13 protein-coding genes and 3 pseudogenes are annotated in these 16,049 nt (G+C 62.5%); 13 read left to right on the forward strand and 3 right to left on the reverse strand.

What is annotated here, in order from left to right:
* Positions 1-67: 67 nt before the first annotated feature.
* Together FVF75_RS10495 and FVF75_RS10500 are read right to left on the reverse strand one after the other, a co-directional pair.
* Positions 68-1,301: pseudogene (locus FVF75_RS10495) on the reverse strand (IS256 family transposase).
* A gap of 320 nt (positions 1,302-1,621) precedes the next feature.
* A complete protein-coding gene (locus FVF75_RS10500; RefSeq protein WP_148377939.1) occupies positions 1,622-1,933 on the reverse strand; it encodes an NIPSNAP family protein in 312 nt (103 codons plus the stop codon).
* A 177-nt stretch (positions 1,934-2,110) separates the two neighbouring features.
* Between FVF75_RS10500 and FVF75_RS10505 the strand changes: the two genes are divergently transcribed.
* From FVF75_RS10505 to FVF75_RS10565, 13 genes and pseudogenes are all read left to right on the forward strand, one after another.
* Positions 2,111-2,806, forward strand: coding sequence for a TetR/AcrR family transcriptional regulator (locus FVF75_RS10505; protein WP_222861218.1), 696 nt, complete (start codon positions 2,111-2,113; stop codon positions 2,804-2,806).
* 260 nt (positions 2,807-3,066) lie between these two features.
* Complete coding sequence (locus FVF75_RS10510; RefSeq protein ID WP_148377940.1) at positions 3,067-4,395, forward strand: extracellular solute-binding protein; 1,329 nt, start codon at positions 3,067-3,069, stop codon at positions 4,393-4,395.
* 167 nt (positions 4,396-4,562) lie between these two features.
* Positions 4,563-5,387 carry a carbohydrate ABC transporter permease gene (locus FVF75_RS10515; RefSeq protein WP_148377941.1) on the forward strand — a complete coding sequence of 275 codons (825 nt, stop codon included), beginning with the start codon at positions 4,563-4,565 and terminating at the stop codon, positions 5,385-5,387.
* A gap of 2 nt (positions 5,388-5,389) precedes the next feature.
* The gene (locus FVF75_RS10520; RefSeq protein ID WP_222861219.1) at positions 5,390-6,346 is read left to right on the forward strand and encodes a carbohydrate ABC transporter permease; all 957 of its coding nucleotides are present in this window, start codon (positions 5,390-5,392) and stop codon (positions 6,344-6,346) included.
* Between the two features lie 13 nt (positions 6,347-6,359).
* Positions 6,360-7,460 (forward strand): ABC transporter ATP-binding protein, encoded by a 1,101-nt coding sequence (locus FVF75_RS10525; protein ID WP_148377942.1) that lies wholly within the window; start codon positions 6,360-6,362, stop codon positions 7,458-7,460.
* A gap of 10 nt (positions 7,461-7,470) precedes the next feature.
* The gene (locus FVF75_RS10530) at positions 7,471-8,349 is read left to right on the forward strand and encodes an FAD binding domain-containing protein (RefSeq protein ID WP_148377943.1); all 879 of its coding nucleotides are present in this window, start codon (positions 7,471-7,473) and stop codon (positions 8,347-8,349) included.
* The gene (locus FVF75_RS17745) at positions 8,346-8,834 is read left to right on the forward strand and encodes a (2Fe-2S)-binding protein (RefSeq protein WP_148377944.1); all 489 of its coding nucleotides are present in this window, start codon (positions 8,346-8,348) and stop codon (positions 8,832-8,834) included. Before FVF75_RS10530 ends, FVF75_RS17745 begins: the two co-directional genes overlap by 4 nt.
* A complete protein-coding gene (locus tag FVF75_RS10540) occupies positions 8,831-11,215 on the forward strand; it encodes a xanthine dehydrogenase family protein molybdopterin-binding subunit (protein ID WP_148377951.1) in 2,385 nt (794 codons plus the stop codon). The genes FVF75_RS17745 and FVF75_RS10540 overlap by 4 nt, the downstream gene beginning before the upstream one ends.
* On the forward strand, positions 11,212-12,117 hold the full coding sequence (locus FVF75_RS10545; RefSeq protein WP_148377945.1) for an NAD(P)-dependent oxidoreductase: 906 nt from the start codon (positions 11,212-11,214) through the stop codon (positions 12,115-12,117). Before FVF75_RS10540 ends, FVF75_RS10545 begins: the two co-directional genes overlap by 4 nt.
* The gene (locus tag FVF75_RS10550) at positions 12,107-12,697 is read left to right on the forward strand and encodes an SRPBCC family protein (protein WP_148377946.1); all 591 of its coding nucleotides are present in this window, start codon (positions 12,107-12,109) and stop codon (positions 12,695-12,697) included. The genes FVF75_RS10545 and FVF75_RS10550 overlap by 11 nt, the downstream gene beginning before the upstream one ends.
* A gap of 5 nt (positions 12,698-12,702) precedes the next feature.
* A complete protein-coding gene (locus FVF75_RS10555; RefSeq protein WP_148377947.1) occupies positions 12,703-13,890 on the forward strand; it encodes a M20 aminoacylase family protein in 1,188 nt (395 codons plus the stop codon).
* Between the two features lie 326 nt (positions 13,891-14,216).
* Positions 14,217-15,181: pseudogene (locus tag FVF75_RS10560) on the forward strand (IS256 family transposase); the annotation flags it as partial.
* Positions 15,177-15,611, forward strand: a pseudogene (locus tag FVF75_RS10565) (IS3 family transposase); the annotation flags it as partial. The pseudogenes FVF75_RS10560 and FVF75_RS10565, both read left to right, overlap by 5 nt.
* Here FVF75_RS10565 and FVF75_RS10570 read toward each other — a convergent pair.
* Positions 15,577-16,035, reverse strand: coding sequence for an IS1595 family transposase (locus tag FVF75_RS10570; protein ID WP_342779811.1), 459 nt, complete (start codon positions 16,033-16,035; stop codon positions 15,577-15,579). The pseudogene FVF75_RS10565 and the gene FVF75_RS10570 sit on opposite strands and share 35 nt — an antisense overlap.
* Positions 16,036-16,049 lie beyond the last annotated feature (14 nt).

Consider the following 16,049-nt stretch of genomic DNA (forward strand, 5'->3'; position numbering starts at 1 on the left):
GGTAGTGCCCCGTGGCGTGGTGTAGGAACTGGCATTCACCTGCTTCTTCATAGCTGGTGTCGCTCGTTCACTGAGCGGCGATCATTGCCGTCTCGTCATCATGGTTGCACAGGGCCGTCAGCTTTTCCACCGGCATGTAGCGGCGGGAGACGGCCCACTCATCATTTTGCTCCAACATGAGCGCCCCGACGAGGCGGACGACGGCCTCGCGGTTGGGGAAGATGCCGACGACGTTGGTGCGCCGCTTGATCTCCTTGTTGACGCGCTCCAAGGGGTTGGTGCTGTGCAATTTCGAGCGCAGGCTCTCGTCATAGGCCATGTAGGCCAGCACGTCGTGTTCGGCGTTCGCCATTGTCCTCGGACCAATGGCGGACAAAGGCTCGCTCCATCAGTTCGGCGACATCGCGGAACCGGTCACGAAGGTTGTCGGCGACTTCGCGCCAGCGGGCATGGGCCCGGTCGCGGTTCTTCTCGGCGAAGACGGTCTTCACCACGGCGCTGACCACAGGCTTGTTCGCCTTGCTTACGCGGGCCAGCAGGTTGCGCTGGAAATGCACGCGACAGCGCTGCCACCCGGCGCTCAGGACCTTGCGCGCAGCAGCCTTCAGGCCCTCATGGGCGTCGCTGATGACCATCTGCACGCCGCGCAACCCGCGCCGTGTCAAAGAGCGCAGGAAGTCGGTCCAGAACGTTTCTGCCTCGGATGGCATGACGGTGATCCCCAGGATCTCGCGCCGCCCGTCGGTATTGACCGCCACGGCCACTATCACCGCCATGGAGACGATCCGCCCGCCCTCGCGCAGCTTGACGTAGGTGGCGTCGAGCCAGAGAAAGGGCCAGTCGCCCTCCAGCGGGCGGTTGAGGAACGCCTGCACCCGCTCGTCGATCTCCTCGCACAGCCGCGAGACCAGGCTCTTGGAGGTGCCCGTCAACCCCATGGCGCGCACCAAATCATCAACGGACCGCGTCGAAACGCCATGGATGTAGGCCTCCTGTATCACGGCCATCAGCGCCTTCTCGGCGGTCCTGCGCGGCTCGAGGAAGGTCGGGAAGTAGCTACCCTTGCGCAGCTTCGGGATGTTCAGGCCGATGGTGCCCGCGCGGGTATCCCACTGGCGCGGCCGGTAGCCGTTCCGCTGGTTCTCACGGTCCGGGCTGCGCTCGCCGTGTCCGGCCCCGCAGACAGCGGCCACCTCGATGTCCATAAGCCGCTGCGCGGCGTCCTGGATCAGCTCGCGCAAAAAATCCGCGTCATCGCTCTTGGCGATCACGCCAGGAAGGTCGATCATGGCATCGGTCATCGTGTTCTCCTTCGTTGTCATCGGTCGTTGAACAACCTCAGACTACGAAGAAACGCGGTGGCCGCCAGCCCGGCCGCGCGCTGCGCTAAGCCAAAGGCTTCGCGCGCGGCCTCCTACACCATCCCCGGGGACACTACCCTAAGAGCGCCTCCGAACAGGAACCCCGGCCCCCGCTTCTGTCCTTTCGTCATCTTGGACTCCCTCTGAACGAAGAACGGCAGACTGTAAGTCGAAGCACACACAATGGGGTGATCTTCCGCGCGCGGCACGATCCTCTCTACGAGGCGAGGGGTCACTTTCATAGAAACCCGGAAACACTCCTACGCATGCGGCGAGAATGCCGCGGGTGTCAAAAACACGCTTTCCTGATGTACGAGGTATGGCAATAGTTTTGGCACGAAAGCCTGCCACGCGTCGTCGGCCGCGAGCTTGGCTCGTTGGGCGCTGCGGTGGCCGAAATCGTCGTAGGCCCAGAGGAACACGACCGAATTCAACGGCCCGCTTTCCGTGGTCCAGCAGCCGATCAATGTGGCGTACTTTGTGATGATCTCGAGCCCCTCGGCTTCATACAGTTTCAAGAACTCGGGCGCCTTCCCGGCGCCAACACGGTAGGTTCGCTGTTCGTAGATCATTCTCTTGATTCCTGTATGCAAACTTCGGCTCGCCTAAGGTTAGAGGTGAATTTCGTGAGATTGCAACCAATAAGTCGTCAATCGAATACGATGATGTTACGGTGATATCCGTGAGGTATCTTGGCCCCAATCGCCACATAGAATATGCGGAACGGGGCGTGCAGAGAGGGTGTCGAAGTGAAGGCGAAATCGGATGCGTTGCGTGCGCAGGGTCGCAAACCTGGCGAAAAAAAGGCGGCGGCAAACGGGTCGGGGCGCCTTCCACATGCCGAGCGTCGCGCACAGATCCTCGCGACATCGACCGAATTTTTCGCTGAAAACGGGTTGACCGGTCAGACCCGGCGTCTGGCGGAGGCTTGCGGCATTTCCCAACGTCTGCTCTATCGGTTCTTTCCCACCAAGGAGGATCTGCTCGCCGAGGTCTACCGGGAGGAAATTCTGGGCGCCTTCAAGGCCGATTGGTTTGTTGCGTTGCAGGACCGGAGCCAACCGGTGGAGGTCAGACTCGAGCGCTTTTATGTCGATTATCTGGATACGACACTCACACGTAAGTGGTTGCGTTTGTTTCTTTATGCATCGCTTTCCGATTCCTCGATGGCACCGGATTATATCGCCAGCATCGTAACTCAACTGCTGGATGTGATCATGCGTGAAGTTGCGCAGGAGCTTGATGTGGCCCTGCCGGACGATCCCGATGCGACACGGGAGATGGCGTGGACGTTGCACGGAGCGATTTCGCACTATGCGATCCGGCGTCACATCTACAAGGCGAGTTGGCGCGTGCCAGAGGACCAGGTGGTTACCATGAGCGTCAGGATGTTCCTTGGCGGGTTTCGCGACATGGTCGATTCGCACGGTGGCGCGCGTGACTGAGTGTCTATGAAGTCTTGGCACAAAGAAAACTTCCGGTATCCGCTCAGGCTCCGTGTCGCAACGGCTTTTTCAGGTTGGGAGCATGGCCAGACCTTGACGTAACGGCATTCAGTGCAATTTTTCTGGTAAGTCGTCAATTGACGACAACATATGTCGACGTTAACACTGTTGTGCGTGAAGGGTCGGGCCTTCGGGTGAAGCGGTCCTCACGACTCGGTTTGCCGCGTCTGGCGGCGGCCGGAAAACACAGGGAGGACGACATGTCACGACACTTGAAGACGCATATTCCACGCCGGGATTTTCTCAGGGGCTCGGCCGCGGCGGGGGCCATGGCGCTGGCCGGTCCGGCACGCTTTGCCATGGCGCAGGACCAAGCGATCAACATGCAAACCTGGTCGGCCGCAGTCGATACAGTACAAAGCCACCTCAACGCCTTCACCGACGCCACCGGCATCGCGGTCAACTACGGCAACGCCCCCTGGGCGCAGTATCGGGAAGGTATGGTCACCAAGTTCGTGGGCGGCGCGCCGCTTGACATGATGTGGGTGTCGGATTCCTGGCTGCCGGAATGGGCCGAGGCGGGCTGGATCTCGCCGGTCGACGATTTCGATTTTCTCATGGCCTACAACAACGAGGCCGAGGATTTCTGCACTGATTCCATGACCTACAACGGCCGTCAGTACGGTCTGACCTACTACACCGATTTCATGGCCTTCCTCTATGACGAGGAAAAAGTGAAAGAGGCGGGTTTTGACGGCCCACCGACGACCTGGGACGAAGTGGTCGAGCAATCGCTGGTGATGAAGGAAAAGGGCATATCCGACTACCCGATGATGTTGGCGATGGCCCAGGAAAGCTGGCTGATCGAGTTCATGGCGGCACTGGTCTACTCGCATGGCGGCCGGTTCACGGACGATTCCGGCATGTCGATCATGCAGCATGAGCGGGACGGTGCAGTCGAAGCGCTGCAATGGGTGGTCGACGCCGTCAACAAACATGCCATCGTGTCGCCCGGCTGCGTCGAGACCGGCGAATTGTCCGGACTGAAGGCTTTTGCCTCGGGCAACCACGCCTTTGCGATGGTGGCAAAATACCGCCTCCGAATGCTGAACGATCCCGAACAGAGCCAGATCGCCGGAAAGGTCAAGCAGGCGCTTATGCCCAAGGGTGCCAATGGCGATCACAATACGGTCGGCTGGATGCGCTTTCACGGCATGGCCAGCCAGGCGGCCGCCGATCCGCAGCGCGCCGAGCGGGCTGCCAAGTTGATCGAATGGTTCGGCGGAAAGGCCAACGGTGCCTATACATTCCAGAAGCTCCTGTTTCTCGATATCGGCGCCGGGTTTGGCGTGAAGCCGCTGTTCGACGATCCCGAGATTCAGGCGGCCTACAACGCCTATGGCGATGTCGACGTGATCAAGGCGCAACAGGCGCTGGCATTGAAGAAGGACGTGGTCACGCCGTGGTTCGGCGAGTGGAGCGAGACCAACGGTTCGGCCTGGCAATCCGCGATCCTCGGCAACAGCGACGTTGCGGCCGCGATCGAAAAATCGGCCGAGCTCTGGGACGAATTGAAGAGCGAATACTAGGGCCCGACTGACCCCGGCGCGGGCGACCGCGCCGGGGCTGAGGCGGCACGACCAGCAGGGGCAGGATCACAGTGACGGATACAGTTTCACCATCCGGGCGCGGGCGTCGCCTTCGCCAGAGGTTCGGTTATGACGAACGAAACGCGGCCCTGTTCCTGGCGCCGGTCATGGTCGTGCTCATGGGGGTCGCGGTCTTTCCCATCCTTTATTCCCTCTATCTCAGCTTTTTCCGGATCAAGCTGACCCGGCCAAACCAAACCCCCTTTGTCTGGTTCGACAACTACACCGACCTGTTTTCAAACGAGCTGTTCTGGGTGTCAGTCTGGCGCACGGTGACGTTTTCGGTGGTCTCGGTCAGCGCCATCGCGGTGATCGCTCTGCTGGTCTCGCTGCTCTTGAACCAGGAATTCCGTGGCCGCCGGGTGCTGTCAACGATCCTTCTGATCCCTTGGGCGATTCCCTATGTCGCCAACGCCCTGATGTGGAAGTGGATTTACGATTCCGGCTATGGCGCGTTGAATGGGCTGCTCTACCAGCTGGATTTCATTGACAAATACATGATCTGGCTGGGGGATCAGGACAAGACGATCTTTCTGATCGCCAACGCCTTCGTGTGGAAGGAGGTGCCGCTGGCCACGATCCTGCTGCTGGTCTCACTCAAGGCCATTCCGGCCGATCTCTACCAGGCAGCACGGGTTGATGGGGCGAATATCTGGCAACGGTTTTTCCACATCACCCTGCCGGCGATGAAACCCGGGTTCATGCTGGTGATGATCTACGAGACCATGATGGCAATCCGGCATTTCGACCTGTTCTTCATTTTGACCGAGGGCGGGCCGGGCGACGCAAGCCATGTTCTGTCCTGGCACATCTATGTCGAGACCTTCCGCAACCTGTCGTTCGGATCGGGTGCAGCGATGTCCTATGTGCTGGCGCTGGTGACCTTCGCGCTGTCCTACATCTTCATCAGAACCCTGGGCCGGAGAATCTGATCATGGCCACGACTGAACGCGCAAATCTGATCGACGACCGCCGCCGCCTGGCCCTGTCGCACCTGACCCGAAACGTGGTGATCTTCGTCAGTGCGATTGTCCTGATGCTCTATGTGCTCGCGCCGGTGACCTGGCTGGTGTCGTCTTCATTCCAGACCGAGGCGGAGATCGTATCGGTTCCGCCACACTGGATACCGGAAAACCCGACGCTCATGAACTTCGAGGCGATCTTCGGCGCCACCGCGGAAGAAGAGGTCACCTATGAAACGCGCAGCGGACAGGACCCGGCCTCGGGCGGATACATCCCGTCGACAGCCGGGAACCTTCTGCCGGCGATGGGAAACAGCCTGATCGTTGCGACGTTGGTGGTGATCTTGAATCTCCTGGTCGGCGTGCCGGCGGCCTATGCCTTGGCCAAGATCAGGTTCCTGGGCCGGGATGCCTCGGTCTACTTCATCCTCGTGACCCGTGTTATCCCCGATATTGCGCTGGTCGTGCCGTTCTTCTTGGTGATCCGCAAGCTCGGTTTGCTCGACAGCCTCGGCTCGCTGGTCCTGACATATCTCGCCGTTACCGTGCCATTCACGGTGTTCATCCTCGTGCAGTTCTTCGAGGGCCTGCCGGACGAACTGGACAAGGCCGCGCGGGTCGATGGCTGCTCTCGTTTTCAGTCGCTGGTGCGGGTATTCCTGCCGCTGTCGCTGCCGTCGCTGGTCGCGGTGATCCTGTTTACGTTCCTGACCAGTTGGAACGAATTCCTGCTGGCGCTGATGTTCACCCAGACCGAGGCGTCGCAAACCCTGCCGATCGTGCTGGCAGCCTTCACCTCGGATTTCACCATCAGTTTCTCCTTCATCAACGCCGCCGGCGTGTTGGCCATCGTGCCGCCCGTAGTCGTCGCGGTGATCTTCGAACGCTACATCGTCTCCGGCCTGACCGCCGGCGCGGTGAAAGGATAGAAAGGGCACTCCCTTGGCACGCATCCGTTTCGAACATGTCGAAAAGAAGTATTCCAACGGTTTTCATGCCGTTAAGGATCTGAACCTCGACATTCAGGATAAGGAATTCATCGTCCTTTTGGGGCCGTCGGGCTGTGGCAAGTCCACGACGTTGAACATGATCGCGGGACTCGAGGATATTTCCGACGGTGCGCTGCGGTTCGACGACGAGATCGTCAACTTCGCCCCGCCGCATCGGCGCGATGTGGCGATGGTGTTTCAGTCCTATGCACTCTATCCGCACAAGTCGGTATTCGACAACATTGGCTTCGGCCTCAAGATGCGCAAGGTGCCCCGCGACGAGATCGAGCGCAGGGTTCGCGAGGCCGCCGGAAAGCTCGAGATCGACCACCTGCTTGATCGGCGCCCGTCACAGCTTTCGGGCGGACAGCGCCAGCGCGTTGCACTAGGTCGGGCGATGGTTCGCGAGCCTGCTGCGTTTCTGATGGACGAACCGCTGTCCAACCTCGACGCAGCGCTGCGCATCTCGATGCGGGCCGAGATCAAGGAACTGCACCGCGCGATGCAGACCACGTTCGTTTATGTCACTCATGACCAGGCCGAAGCGCTGACGCTGGCCGACCGCATTGTGGTGATGAACGATGGCGTGGTGCAGCAGATCGGAACGCCGGACGACATCTATGAGCGTCCAAAGAACACCTTTGTCGCCTCGTTCCTGGGCAACCCGCCGATCAACTATATCGATGGTCAGATCGAAAGCACCGACGGGAGCACCGCGCGTTTTCGCCGTGGCGACCTTGCGTTCGATCTTCCGGCTTCCATCGCGGCCAAACTTGGTTCCAGCCATGGGCGTGAAGTTCGGCTGGGCATCCGGGCGGAAGATGTGGACGAAACCGCCGCGGGCGCTGCGGGGTCTGTGATCCGCGGCAAGGTCAACTCGATCCTGCCGGTGGGGTCGGACCAGTTCCTCGGTTTCGATCTTGCGGGGCAGGAGCTGTTTTTCCGGGTCGGCAAGGATCTTGCCCACAATCTTGGCGACGATGTCGCCTTGTCTGTCGATCTGAACCGTTTGCACCTGTTCGACAAGGACAGTGGCGAAACCCTGCTCTGGTAGTGATCACAAAATGAAACCCGCCGCTTTTACATTTCATCGACCAGGCAGCGTCGACGAGGCGCTGGCTCTGCTTGCTCAGCACGGTGCAGCGGCCAAGGCACTGGGCGGAGGGCAGAGCCTCGGGCCAATGCTGAACATGCGGCTTGCGCAGCCCGAACACCTGATCGACCTGAACGATCTGATCGAGCTTGATAGGGTCATTGACCATGGCGAATGGGTCGAGGTCGGCGCTCTGACCCGGCATCACCGCGTTGCCACCGCGCCCGAGATCAGGCAAGGGGTGCCGCTCCTGGCCGATGCGGCCGCGACCATCGGCCATTATGCCATCCGCCAGCGCGGCACCCTCGGCGGGAGCCTGGTGCAAGCAGATCCTGCGGCGCAATTACCCCTGGTCGCGGTGACGCTCGGGGCCGATGTGATGGTGCGTTCTCGCCGCGGCCGCCGGACAGTGGCCGCTGCGGAGTTCCTTCGTGCGATCATGTCGGTCGATCTCGCGGGCGACGAACTTGTGACCGGAGTGTGCTTTCCACGCCAGCCAGATGGTGAACGTTGGGCTTTTGACCTGTTCAGCCGCCGCCACGGCGATTTCGCGATCGTCGCAGTCGCGCTGACGCTGCAGCTCGACGACGCCGGGGCGATTGTGGCCCTTCGCCTTGGGGTGGGGGGCGTTGGACCGGTGCCAATGCGCCTGACAGCTGTTGAGCAAAGGGCGGTCGGGTTGGTGCCCGATGGCGACACAATTCTGGACTTGGCCCGCAACGCCGCCGCGGCGATTACACCCGAGGACGATCCGCTGGTGCCGGCAAAATACCGACGCGATCTGGTCGAGACTCTGACCGCGCGCGCGCTGCGCCGCGTCACCGCCGATTGGCCGGAGGTCACCACATGACCGCGCCGGTTACGCTTTCGCTCGCCGTCAACGGAGCGGTTCACGAGGTCACGGTGCCGCCACGCAAGCTGCTGTCGGATGTTCTGCGTGAAGATCTCGGCCTCACCGGCACACATGTCGGCTGCGAACACGGCGTCTGTGGGGCGTGTACCATCCTGATCGACGGCCAGCCCGCCCGCGCCTGTCTGACATTTGCAGTGCAGATGGAAGGCCATGATCTGACAACCATCGAGGCCGTTTCCGAGGGTGACCGGCTCAGCCCGCTTCAGCAGGCGCTGCACCAGGTTCACGGGCTGCAATGTGGGTTCTGCACCCCCGGGATCATCATGACGGTCACGGCCTATTTGCGCGACCATCCCGACCCGGACGAGGTCGAGATCCGCGATCTGTTGTCGGGAAACCTGTGCCGTTGCACGGGATATCAGAACATCGTCAAGGCGGTGATACGGGCCGCGGCGGAGATACGCGCGCGGGCTCCAGCATGAGTGTCGCGGCTAAGTTCTCCCAGATCGGCAAACCGCTGCCGCGCCGCGAGGATCGCCGATTCCTGCTCGGCAAAGGCCGATATCTGGACGACATCGTACCACCGGGCGTGGCGCAGGTCTGTTTCCTGCGCGCGCCCCATGCCCACGCCCGAATTGTCGGAATCGACAGCACGGCAGCATGTGCATTGCCCGGCGTAATCGGTGTGTTCACAGGGCGCGATCTTGCTGAATGGACCACACCCCTGCGTCTTGCCCCGCCTATTGAAGGGCTGCACCCGGTCGAAATGACAACGCTCCCGATAGACAAGGTTCGGTTTCACGGCGACCCGGTCGCGGTCGTGGTGGCGCGCGACCGTTATGTCGCCGAGGATGCCGTCGACTTGATCGAGGTCGCATATGAGCCTCTGCCCTGCGTCGCCGACACCGCGAGCGCGCTGGCGCCCGGGGCTGCGCGGGTCGATGAAAGCCTGCCCGACAACCTGGTCTCGCATCAGAGTTTTTCCGCCGGCGACCTGGCGGCCCGCCGCGCGGAGGCCGCCCGGGTTATTGAGACAACTTTCGATCTTCAGCGCCATACGCATGTGCCGCTCGAGACGCGCGGTTGCATGGCGGACTGGGATGAAGGTCGAGAGCATCTGACCATGCAGATCGGCACCCAGGTGCCGCACCCGTTGCGCGGCCAGCTTGCCGGGCGGCTGGGACTGTCGGAATCGCAGGTCACGGTAATCAGCCCTGATGTCGGCGGGGCTTTTGGCCAGAAGATCGCGCTTTATCGCGAGGAACTGGCAGTGGCGGCGCTGTCCCGCCATCTTGGGCAGCCCCTGCACTGGCGCGAGGACCGGGCCGAGAATCTGATGGCGGCCAGCCACGCCCGAGAGACCCGCTGTGTTACCCGCGCCGCCGTGCGTGGCGACGGGCGCATCCTCGGGCTGGAACTGGAGCTTGTCGAGGATTTTGGCGCCTACTGCTTCTATCCCGCAAACTACATGGCTCGTGTGATCGCGATGATTCTCACCGGCCCTTACCGGATCGCCGACTATTCTTTTGACGTGAAGGTGGTGCTGACGAACAAGTGCGGCAACGGCCCAATGCGCGCGCCGATGGCGATCACCAGTTGGGTCATGGATGGCACACTGGATGCCGTGGCGCGCGAGCTTGGGCTGGACGCGGTCGAGGTGCGTCGGATCAACGCGCTTGGGCCCGGCGATCTGCCCTATACCATGGCCACCGGCGAGGTTTTGGCGGATATCACCTCGCGTGAGACGCTTGAGGGCGCGGTGAGTGCCATCGACATTTCCGCATTCCGTGCCCGGCAGGCGCGCGCCCGGGACGAAGGGCGACTTGTGGGCCTAGGCTTGTGCACGGTGGTCGAAAGCACCACCTACGGCTCGCAATTCTACAAAGCCGCCGGCATTCCCGGTTCGGGCCACGAGGCCGCCTGGGTCCGGATCGAGCCATCGGGCGCGGTTAATGCCTCGGTCGGTTTGATGGGCACGGGGCAGGGCTATGAAACGCCACTGGCCCAAGCGGTGGCTGAGGGGTTGGGGGTTTCCGCAGAGACTGTCACGGTCCACATGGGCCATACCGACATTGCACCCTACGGCATGGGCAGTCGTGGGGCGCGCGGGGCGACGGCCGGGGGTGGCACGCTCTATCTCTGTGCGCGGAAGGCGCAGGAAAAGGTTCTGGCGATTGCCGCCGGGATGCTCAGCCTGAACGACGCGCGCGGGCTGCGTCTTCGCGATGGTCATGTCGAACGCCGGTTGGATGACGACTGGCAGCCGACCGGGCTTGGCCTGAAAGACATTGCGCAGCGCGCCTATCTCGATCCAACCGCACTGCCGGACAAGGTCGCGCCGGGTCTCGACGTTTCGCTCACCTATGACCCGCCGCCCATGACCTATTCAAATGCGACCCATGCCTGCGAGGTCGAGATCGACAAGTTCACCGGGCGGATCGACATCCGCCGCTATCTTGTCGCCGAGGATTGCGGAACCGTCATCAACCCGCTGGTGGTTGAGGGCCAGCAACATGGCGCGGTCGCGATGGGGTTGAGCGGCGCCCTGTTCGAACAGGTGATCTATGACGAGACCGGCCAGAACCTGTCGGCGACACTGGCCGACTACCTGGTCGCCACTGCGACCGAACTGCCGAAAGTCGAGATCATCCCGATGCACACGCCAAACCGATCCACCCCTGCGGGCATAAAAGGCATGGCCGAAGGCGGGATCATGGGCGCGATTGGGGTCATCGCGAACGCGGTCAATGATGCGCTCGCGCCGTTGGGTGTGACGGCAACCCGAATGCCGCTCAGCCCGCAGTACATTCGCGCCCTGGTGCGCGAGGCGGACGAAAACCAGGAGAGGACAGGCGAGGCATGAGTGCAACAGCTAAGAAAATGAAGGTCGGGTTCATCGGTCTCGGGATCATGGGGCAAAGCATGGCCGGGCATCTCCTCGACGCCGGTCACGACCTGAACGTCTATAATCGAACCCGGTCCAAAGCCGAGGACCTGATCGGGCGTGGTGCGGTGTGGTGTGACAGCCCCGGCAAGGTCGCGGCGGCGAGCGACGTGGTGATCACCGTCGTCGGCTATCCCCGCGATGTCGAAGAGGTCTATCTCGGCCCTGCTGGCATCGTCGCGCACGCGCACGAGGGGGCGCTTCTGATTGACATGACCACCTCTAGCCCGGACCTGGCCCGGCGCATCGCAAGGGCGGCTGTCACGCGCGGGATGACGGCGCTCGATGCGCCGGTGTCCGGCGGTGACGGTGGCGCACGCACCGGAACGCTCACCATCATGGCCGGCGGTTCCGACGAGGGGTTCGCCCGCGCCCGGCCTTTGTTCGAGGCGATGGGCACCACCATCGTGCATATGGGCGCGGCTGGAGCCGGGCAGCATACCAAAATGGCCAACCAGATCGCCATCGCGTCCACGATGCTGGCGGTTAGCGAAAGCCTGGCCTACGCCGAGGCCGCCGGGTTGTCGCTCGGCCAGGTGCTGGAAGTGATCGGCACCGGGGCCGCGTCGAGTTTCCTTTTGAATGGATTGGGCCCGAAGATGGTCGCCGCCGATTATTCACCCGGGTTTTTCGTGCACCATTTCGTCAAGGACATGTCGATAGCATTGGCCGAGTGCGAGCGTCTGGGACTCGACCTGCCCGGCCTTGCGCTGGCCCGCCGCCTCTACCAGCGGCTGGTTGACGGTGGTTATGGCGAAGAGGGCACGCAGGCGCTCTACCGCGTCTACACACAACTCATGGGAGTCAGTGATGCGGTTTGACGGCGAGGCTTTGATCCCGGCGCCGCCCGAGATGGTCTGGGAGGGTCTAAATGACCCTAACACGTTGTGCCGCGCAATCCCCGGCTGCGAGGCGATGGAACAAACCGGGGCGCGTGAGTTCACGGCCCGTGTCGTGATGCGCGTCGGGCCTGTGGCGGCGACGTTTCGCGGCAAGGTCGAATTGGACGATCTCGATCCGCCGCATGGCTATACCCTGCGCGGCCAGGGCCAGGGCGGGGCCGCGGGATTTGCCAAGGGCGAGGCGCGCATCACGCTTGTGCCCGAGGGGGGCGGCACGCGGCTGCGCTATCAGGCCGAGGCGGATGTTGGCGGCAAGCTGGCCAGTGTCGGCAGTCGCCTGATCCAGGGCGTGGCCCGAAAAACGGCGGACGACTTCTTTAACGCCTTCGGGCGCGCTCTGGGGGGCGAGGATGCACCCGAGGCCGACGAAGAAGTCAAACGAACACCTGCCGACCTGCGCAAACCGGAGGCCGCGGGCCATATTCCGTTGATCGACCGCGTGGCCTGGCTTCTTGTCGGGATAGCGCTGGGGGTCGGACTGACGGTCTGGATAGGATGACGCTCATGTCTGTTTCGGCACAGATCGAGATGCTGCAACCGAAGTTGATCGCCTGGCGACATCACCTTCACGCGCACCCCGAAACCGCCTTCGAAGAGTACCGCACCGCCGCCTTTATCGCCGGTGAACTCCGGGCGATGGGGCTGGAGGTGCACGAGGGCATTGCCGGGACCGGCGTGGTCGCGGTCTTGCGCAACGGTGAAGGTGGCGCGGTTGGGCTGCGCGCTGACATCGACGCGCTCGATATTCAGGAGGCGACCGGCCTACCCTATGCCTCAACCGTGCCTGGCAAGATGCATGCCTGCGGCCATGACGGCCATACCGCCATGCTCCTGGGCGCTGCGCGATACATGGTGGACCATCCGCCCGGTCCAGGTACAGTCGTGTTCATCTTCCAGCCTGCCGAAGAGAATGAGGGTGGTGCACGTTCAATGATTGAGGACGGGCTGTTCACGCGTTTTCCGATCGAACAGGTTTTTGCCCTGCACAATTGGCCGGGGCTGGAGGCCGGGCGGTTTGCGGTGCATGATGGCCCGGTAATGGCGGCGCTCGACACGTTCGAACTGCGCCTTGTGGGGCGCAGCAGCCATGCCGCCATGCCGAATGAGGGCATCGACCCGATCACGCTCTCCGCGCAGGTGCAAATGGCTTGGCAAACGCTCGTGAGCCGCGCCGTGGCGCCGACCGATCCGGCTGTGATCTCGATCACCCAGATTCATGCCGGCGACACGCTGAACGTGATCCCCGATACGATCACCCTGTGCGGCACCGTACGCACATTGCGCCCCGAGACCCGCGACATGCTCGAGACCGAGATGGCCCACCGGGCCCGCGCCGTGGCAGAGGCGATGCACGCCAGCGCCACGCTCGACTACAAGCGCCGCTACCCCGCGACGATCAATGCAATCGGCCCCGCAGCCCTCGCCCGCGAAGCCGCCGGTCGTGTCGTCGGGGCCGAGGCGGTCGACACCGGCCTTGCGCCCAGCATGGCATCGGAGGACTTCGCCTTCATGCTGGATGCCATACCCGGTGCCTATGTCTGGATCGGCAACGGCCCGGTCGGTGGAGGGCAGAATCTGCACAGCCCGACTTACCGCTTTAATGACGACATCCTGCCCTTGGGAGCGCAATACTTCACCAGGATCGCAGAGCAGGCCTTGAGCACCTCAGCCAACGAGGTTTCATACCGCTGACAACCCCCGTTCTATTGACGATACATGTTCTGAACGATTTTGGTTTGGTCAGGCGGTTTTGGGGCGGGCGGTTCGACAGGACCATCGCAATCTTTTTTGTGCCCCATACGGCTGTGGCCCGCAGGCACCTCTAATCTTCGGATCCTAGGGCACATGCTCGACGTCATCAGCAATGTCCCGGGAGTTGGTGTAACTTCCGCCGGTAGCGCGGGCTGAGCGGAGCCTTCGCGGAGCGGAGCGAGGCGCGCGCCGGTCGCTTGGCGGCCACGGTTGTTCTTCGGCTAAGGTTTGGTTTGCCGAACTGACTTTGACCGCGGAGAAAAACCATGACCAAGGACAGCCTATCAGAGACCGCCGCGTTGCGCGCGCTTTTGTCGGAGACGCCCGACATTCAGTTGCTCGCCGAGATGCTCGGGTTCGTCGCCGACCGCCTCATGGCGCTGGATGTCGACCAGCTCTGCGGCGCCGAGGCGCACGAACGTAACGACGACCGTGTGAACCATTGCAACGGTTACCGGTCCAGAGCCTCGGAGACCCGCGCCGGGAGGGTCGACGTGAAGATTCCGAAGCTGCGCAAGGGCAGCTACCTCCCCGAGTTTCTGGAGCTCCGCAGAGCGACGGAGAGGGCCCTTACGGTGAATGTTCCATTCACCTGTCGGCGATGCATGACTGCGGTCATTCAGGAGGCGTACGTTCAGGATCTCTATACAGTTTCTGTGGACGACCTCGTCAAGGCCATGGGCATGACCGACGTATCGAAAAGCCAAGTCTCGCGGCTTTGCGGCGAGATCGACGAACGGATCGATGCGTTTCTGAGCCGACCCTTTGGAGGTGAATGGCCCTACCTCTGGCTCGACGCCACCTACATCAAGGTCCGCCGCGGCGGGCGAGCCGCGAGCGTCGCCGCCATAGTGGCGGTCGCCGTCAATCTGGATGGTCGCCGCAGGTTCAGGGTATCGCCGTCCAGTCCAGCGAGGCCGAGGTCTTCTGGGACGAATTCCTGCGCTCTCTCGCCGATCGCGGCCTGCACGGCGCCCGTCTGATCATCGCCGACGACCACAAGGGCCTGAAGGCCGCGGCGGCCAAGGTACTCGGCGCGACCGTCCAGCGGTGACGGGTTCACTTCATGCGCAATGCGCTTGCCTGCGTCGGCAAAAAGGACCGCCCGATCGTCACCGCGGCGCTCAGAACGGCTTTCGACCAGGACATGCTCGCAGCATCGAAAGAACACTGGGCCAAGCTGATCGACGCCTTCGAACCGCGCCATTCCAAGCTTGCCGATCTGCCGCGGCCATCCAGAGTTGAGCATCAGTCAACAATGCCGACTGATGAAGCTGAGCCGGTCGGCGGTTTACTACGCGCCGGTCGGGAGCAATCCGGCAACGCTGGCGCTGATGGAGGTGATCGACCGGGTGTTCACCAAATACCCGTCCTTCGGCAGCCGTCAGATCGCAGCCTATCTGCGTCGGGACGGCATTGTTGTTGGGCGTCACCGGATTCGGCGGCTGATGGCCAAGATGGGCCTGGAGGCGATTCACAGACGTCCGACGACCAGCCAGCCACATCCTCGACATCCGGTCTATCCCTATTTGCTGAGGAAGGTGGCGATCGAACGGCCCAACCACGCATGGTGTGCCGACATTACGTTCATCCCTGTTCGGCACGGGTTCCTGTATCTGGTCGCGATCATGGACTGGACAGCGCGGAAAGTGCTGAGCTGGTGACCGTCGAAAACGATGCACGCCGACTGTTGATCCGGTGATGGCGTTTGAAGCCCGCCTCGACGAGGCCGTCATAGCTTCGGAAGCCGTCGGTGACGAGTTCGGCCGACAACTCCACATGGCCCTCGACAATGGCCAGAAGCGTTGCTTTCGAACAGTTTTTCACGATCTGGCAATGCACCCGCCCGCCGCGCTCGAGGATGCCGAAGACCGGCACCTTGCCCCTGACGCCACGCCCCTTGCCAAGCCCCGGCCGGCCGCGCTGACGGGTCGGTCCGAAATAGCTCTCGTCGAGTTCGACCTGGCCGCGAAAGGGGCAGCCCTCCTGCGCCAGCTCGGCCATGCGCGCCCGCAAGAGGCTGTAGATCGCCGCCGCCGTCTTGTGGTTCAGACCGGTCAGGGCCGCCGCGCGATCGGCCGTGATATCGAGCGCAAAAA

The organism is Maritimibacter fusiformis, assembly GCF_008086115.1.
Classification (GTDB): Bacteria; Pseudomonadota; Alphaproteobacteria; order Rhodobacterales; family Rhodobacteraceae; genus Muriiphilus; species Muriiphilus fusiformis.

Excerpts from the sequence above, each read along its gene's own strand:
- FVF75_RS10555 (WP_148377947.1), top strand. The coding sequence starts at position 12,703 with ATGTCTGTTTCGGCACAGATCGAGATGCTGCAACCGAAGTTGATCGCC.
- FVF75_RS10530 (WP_148377943.1), top strand. The coding sequence starts at position 7,471 with ATGAAACCCGCCGCTTTTACATTTCATCGACCAGGCAGCGTCGACGAG.
- FVF75_RS10550 (WP_148377946.1), top strand. The coding sequence starts at position 12,107 with ATGCGGTTTGACGGCGAGGCTTTGATCCCGGCGCCGCCCGAGATGGTC.
- FVF75_RS10515 (WP_148377941.1), top strand. The coding sequence starts at position 4,563 with ATGGTCGTGCTCATGGGGGTCGCGGTCTTTCCCATCCTTTATTCCCTC.
- FVF75_RS10545 (WP_148377945.1), top strand. The coding sequence starts at position 11,212 with ATGAGTGCAACAGCTAAGAAAATGAAGGTCGGGTTCATCGGTCTCGGG.
- FVF75_RS10520 (WP_222861219.1), top strand. The coding sequence starts at position 5,390 with ATGGCCACGACTGAACGCGCAAATCTGATCGACGACCGCCGCCGCCTG.
- FVF75_RS10500 (WP_148377939.1), bottom strand. The coding sequence starts at position 1,933 with ATGATCTACGAACAGCGAACCTACCGTGTTGGCGCCGGGAAGGCGCCC.
- FVF75_RS10540 (WP_148377951.1), top strand. The coding sequence starts at position 8,831 with ATGAGTGTCGCGGCTAAGTTCTCCCAGATCGGCAAACCGCTGCCGCGC.
- FVF75_RS17745 (WP_148377944.1), top strand. The coding sequence starts at position 8,346 with ATGACCGCGCCGGTTACGCTTTCGCTCGCCGTCAACGGAGCGGTTCAC.
- FVF75_RS10510 (WP_148377940.1), top strand. The coding sequence starts at position 3,067 with ATGTCACGACACTTGAAGACGCATATTCCACGCCGGGATTTTCTCAGG.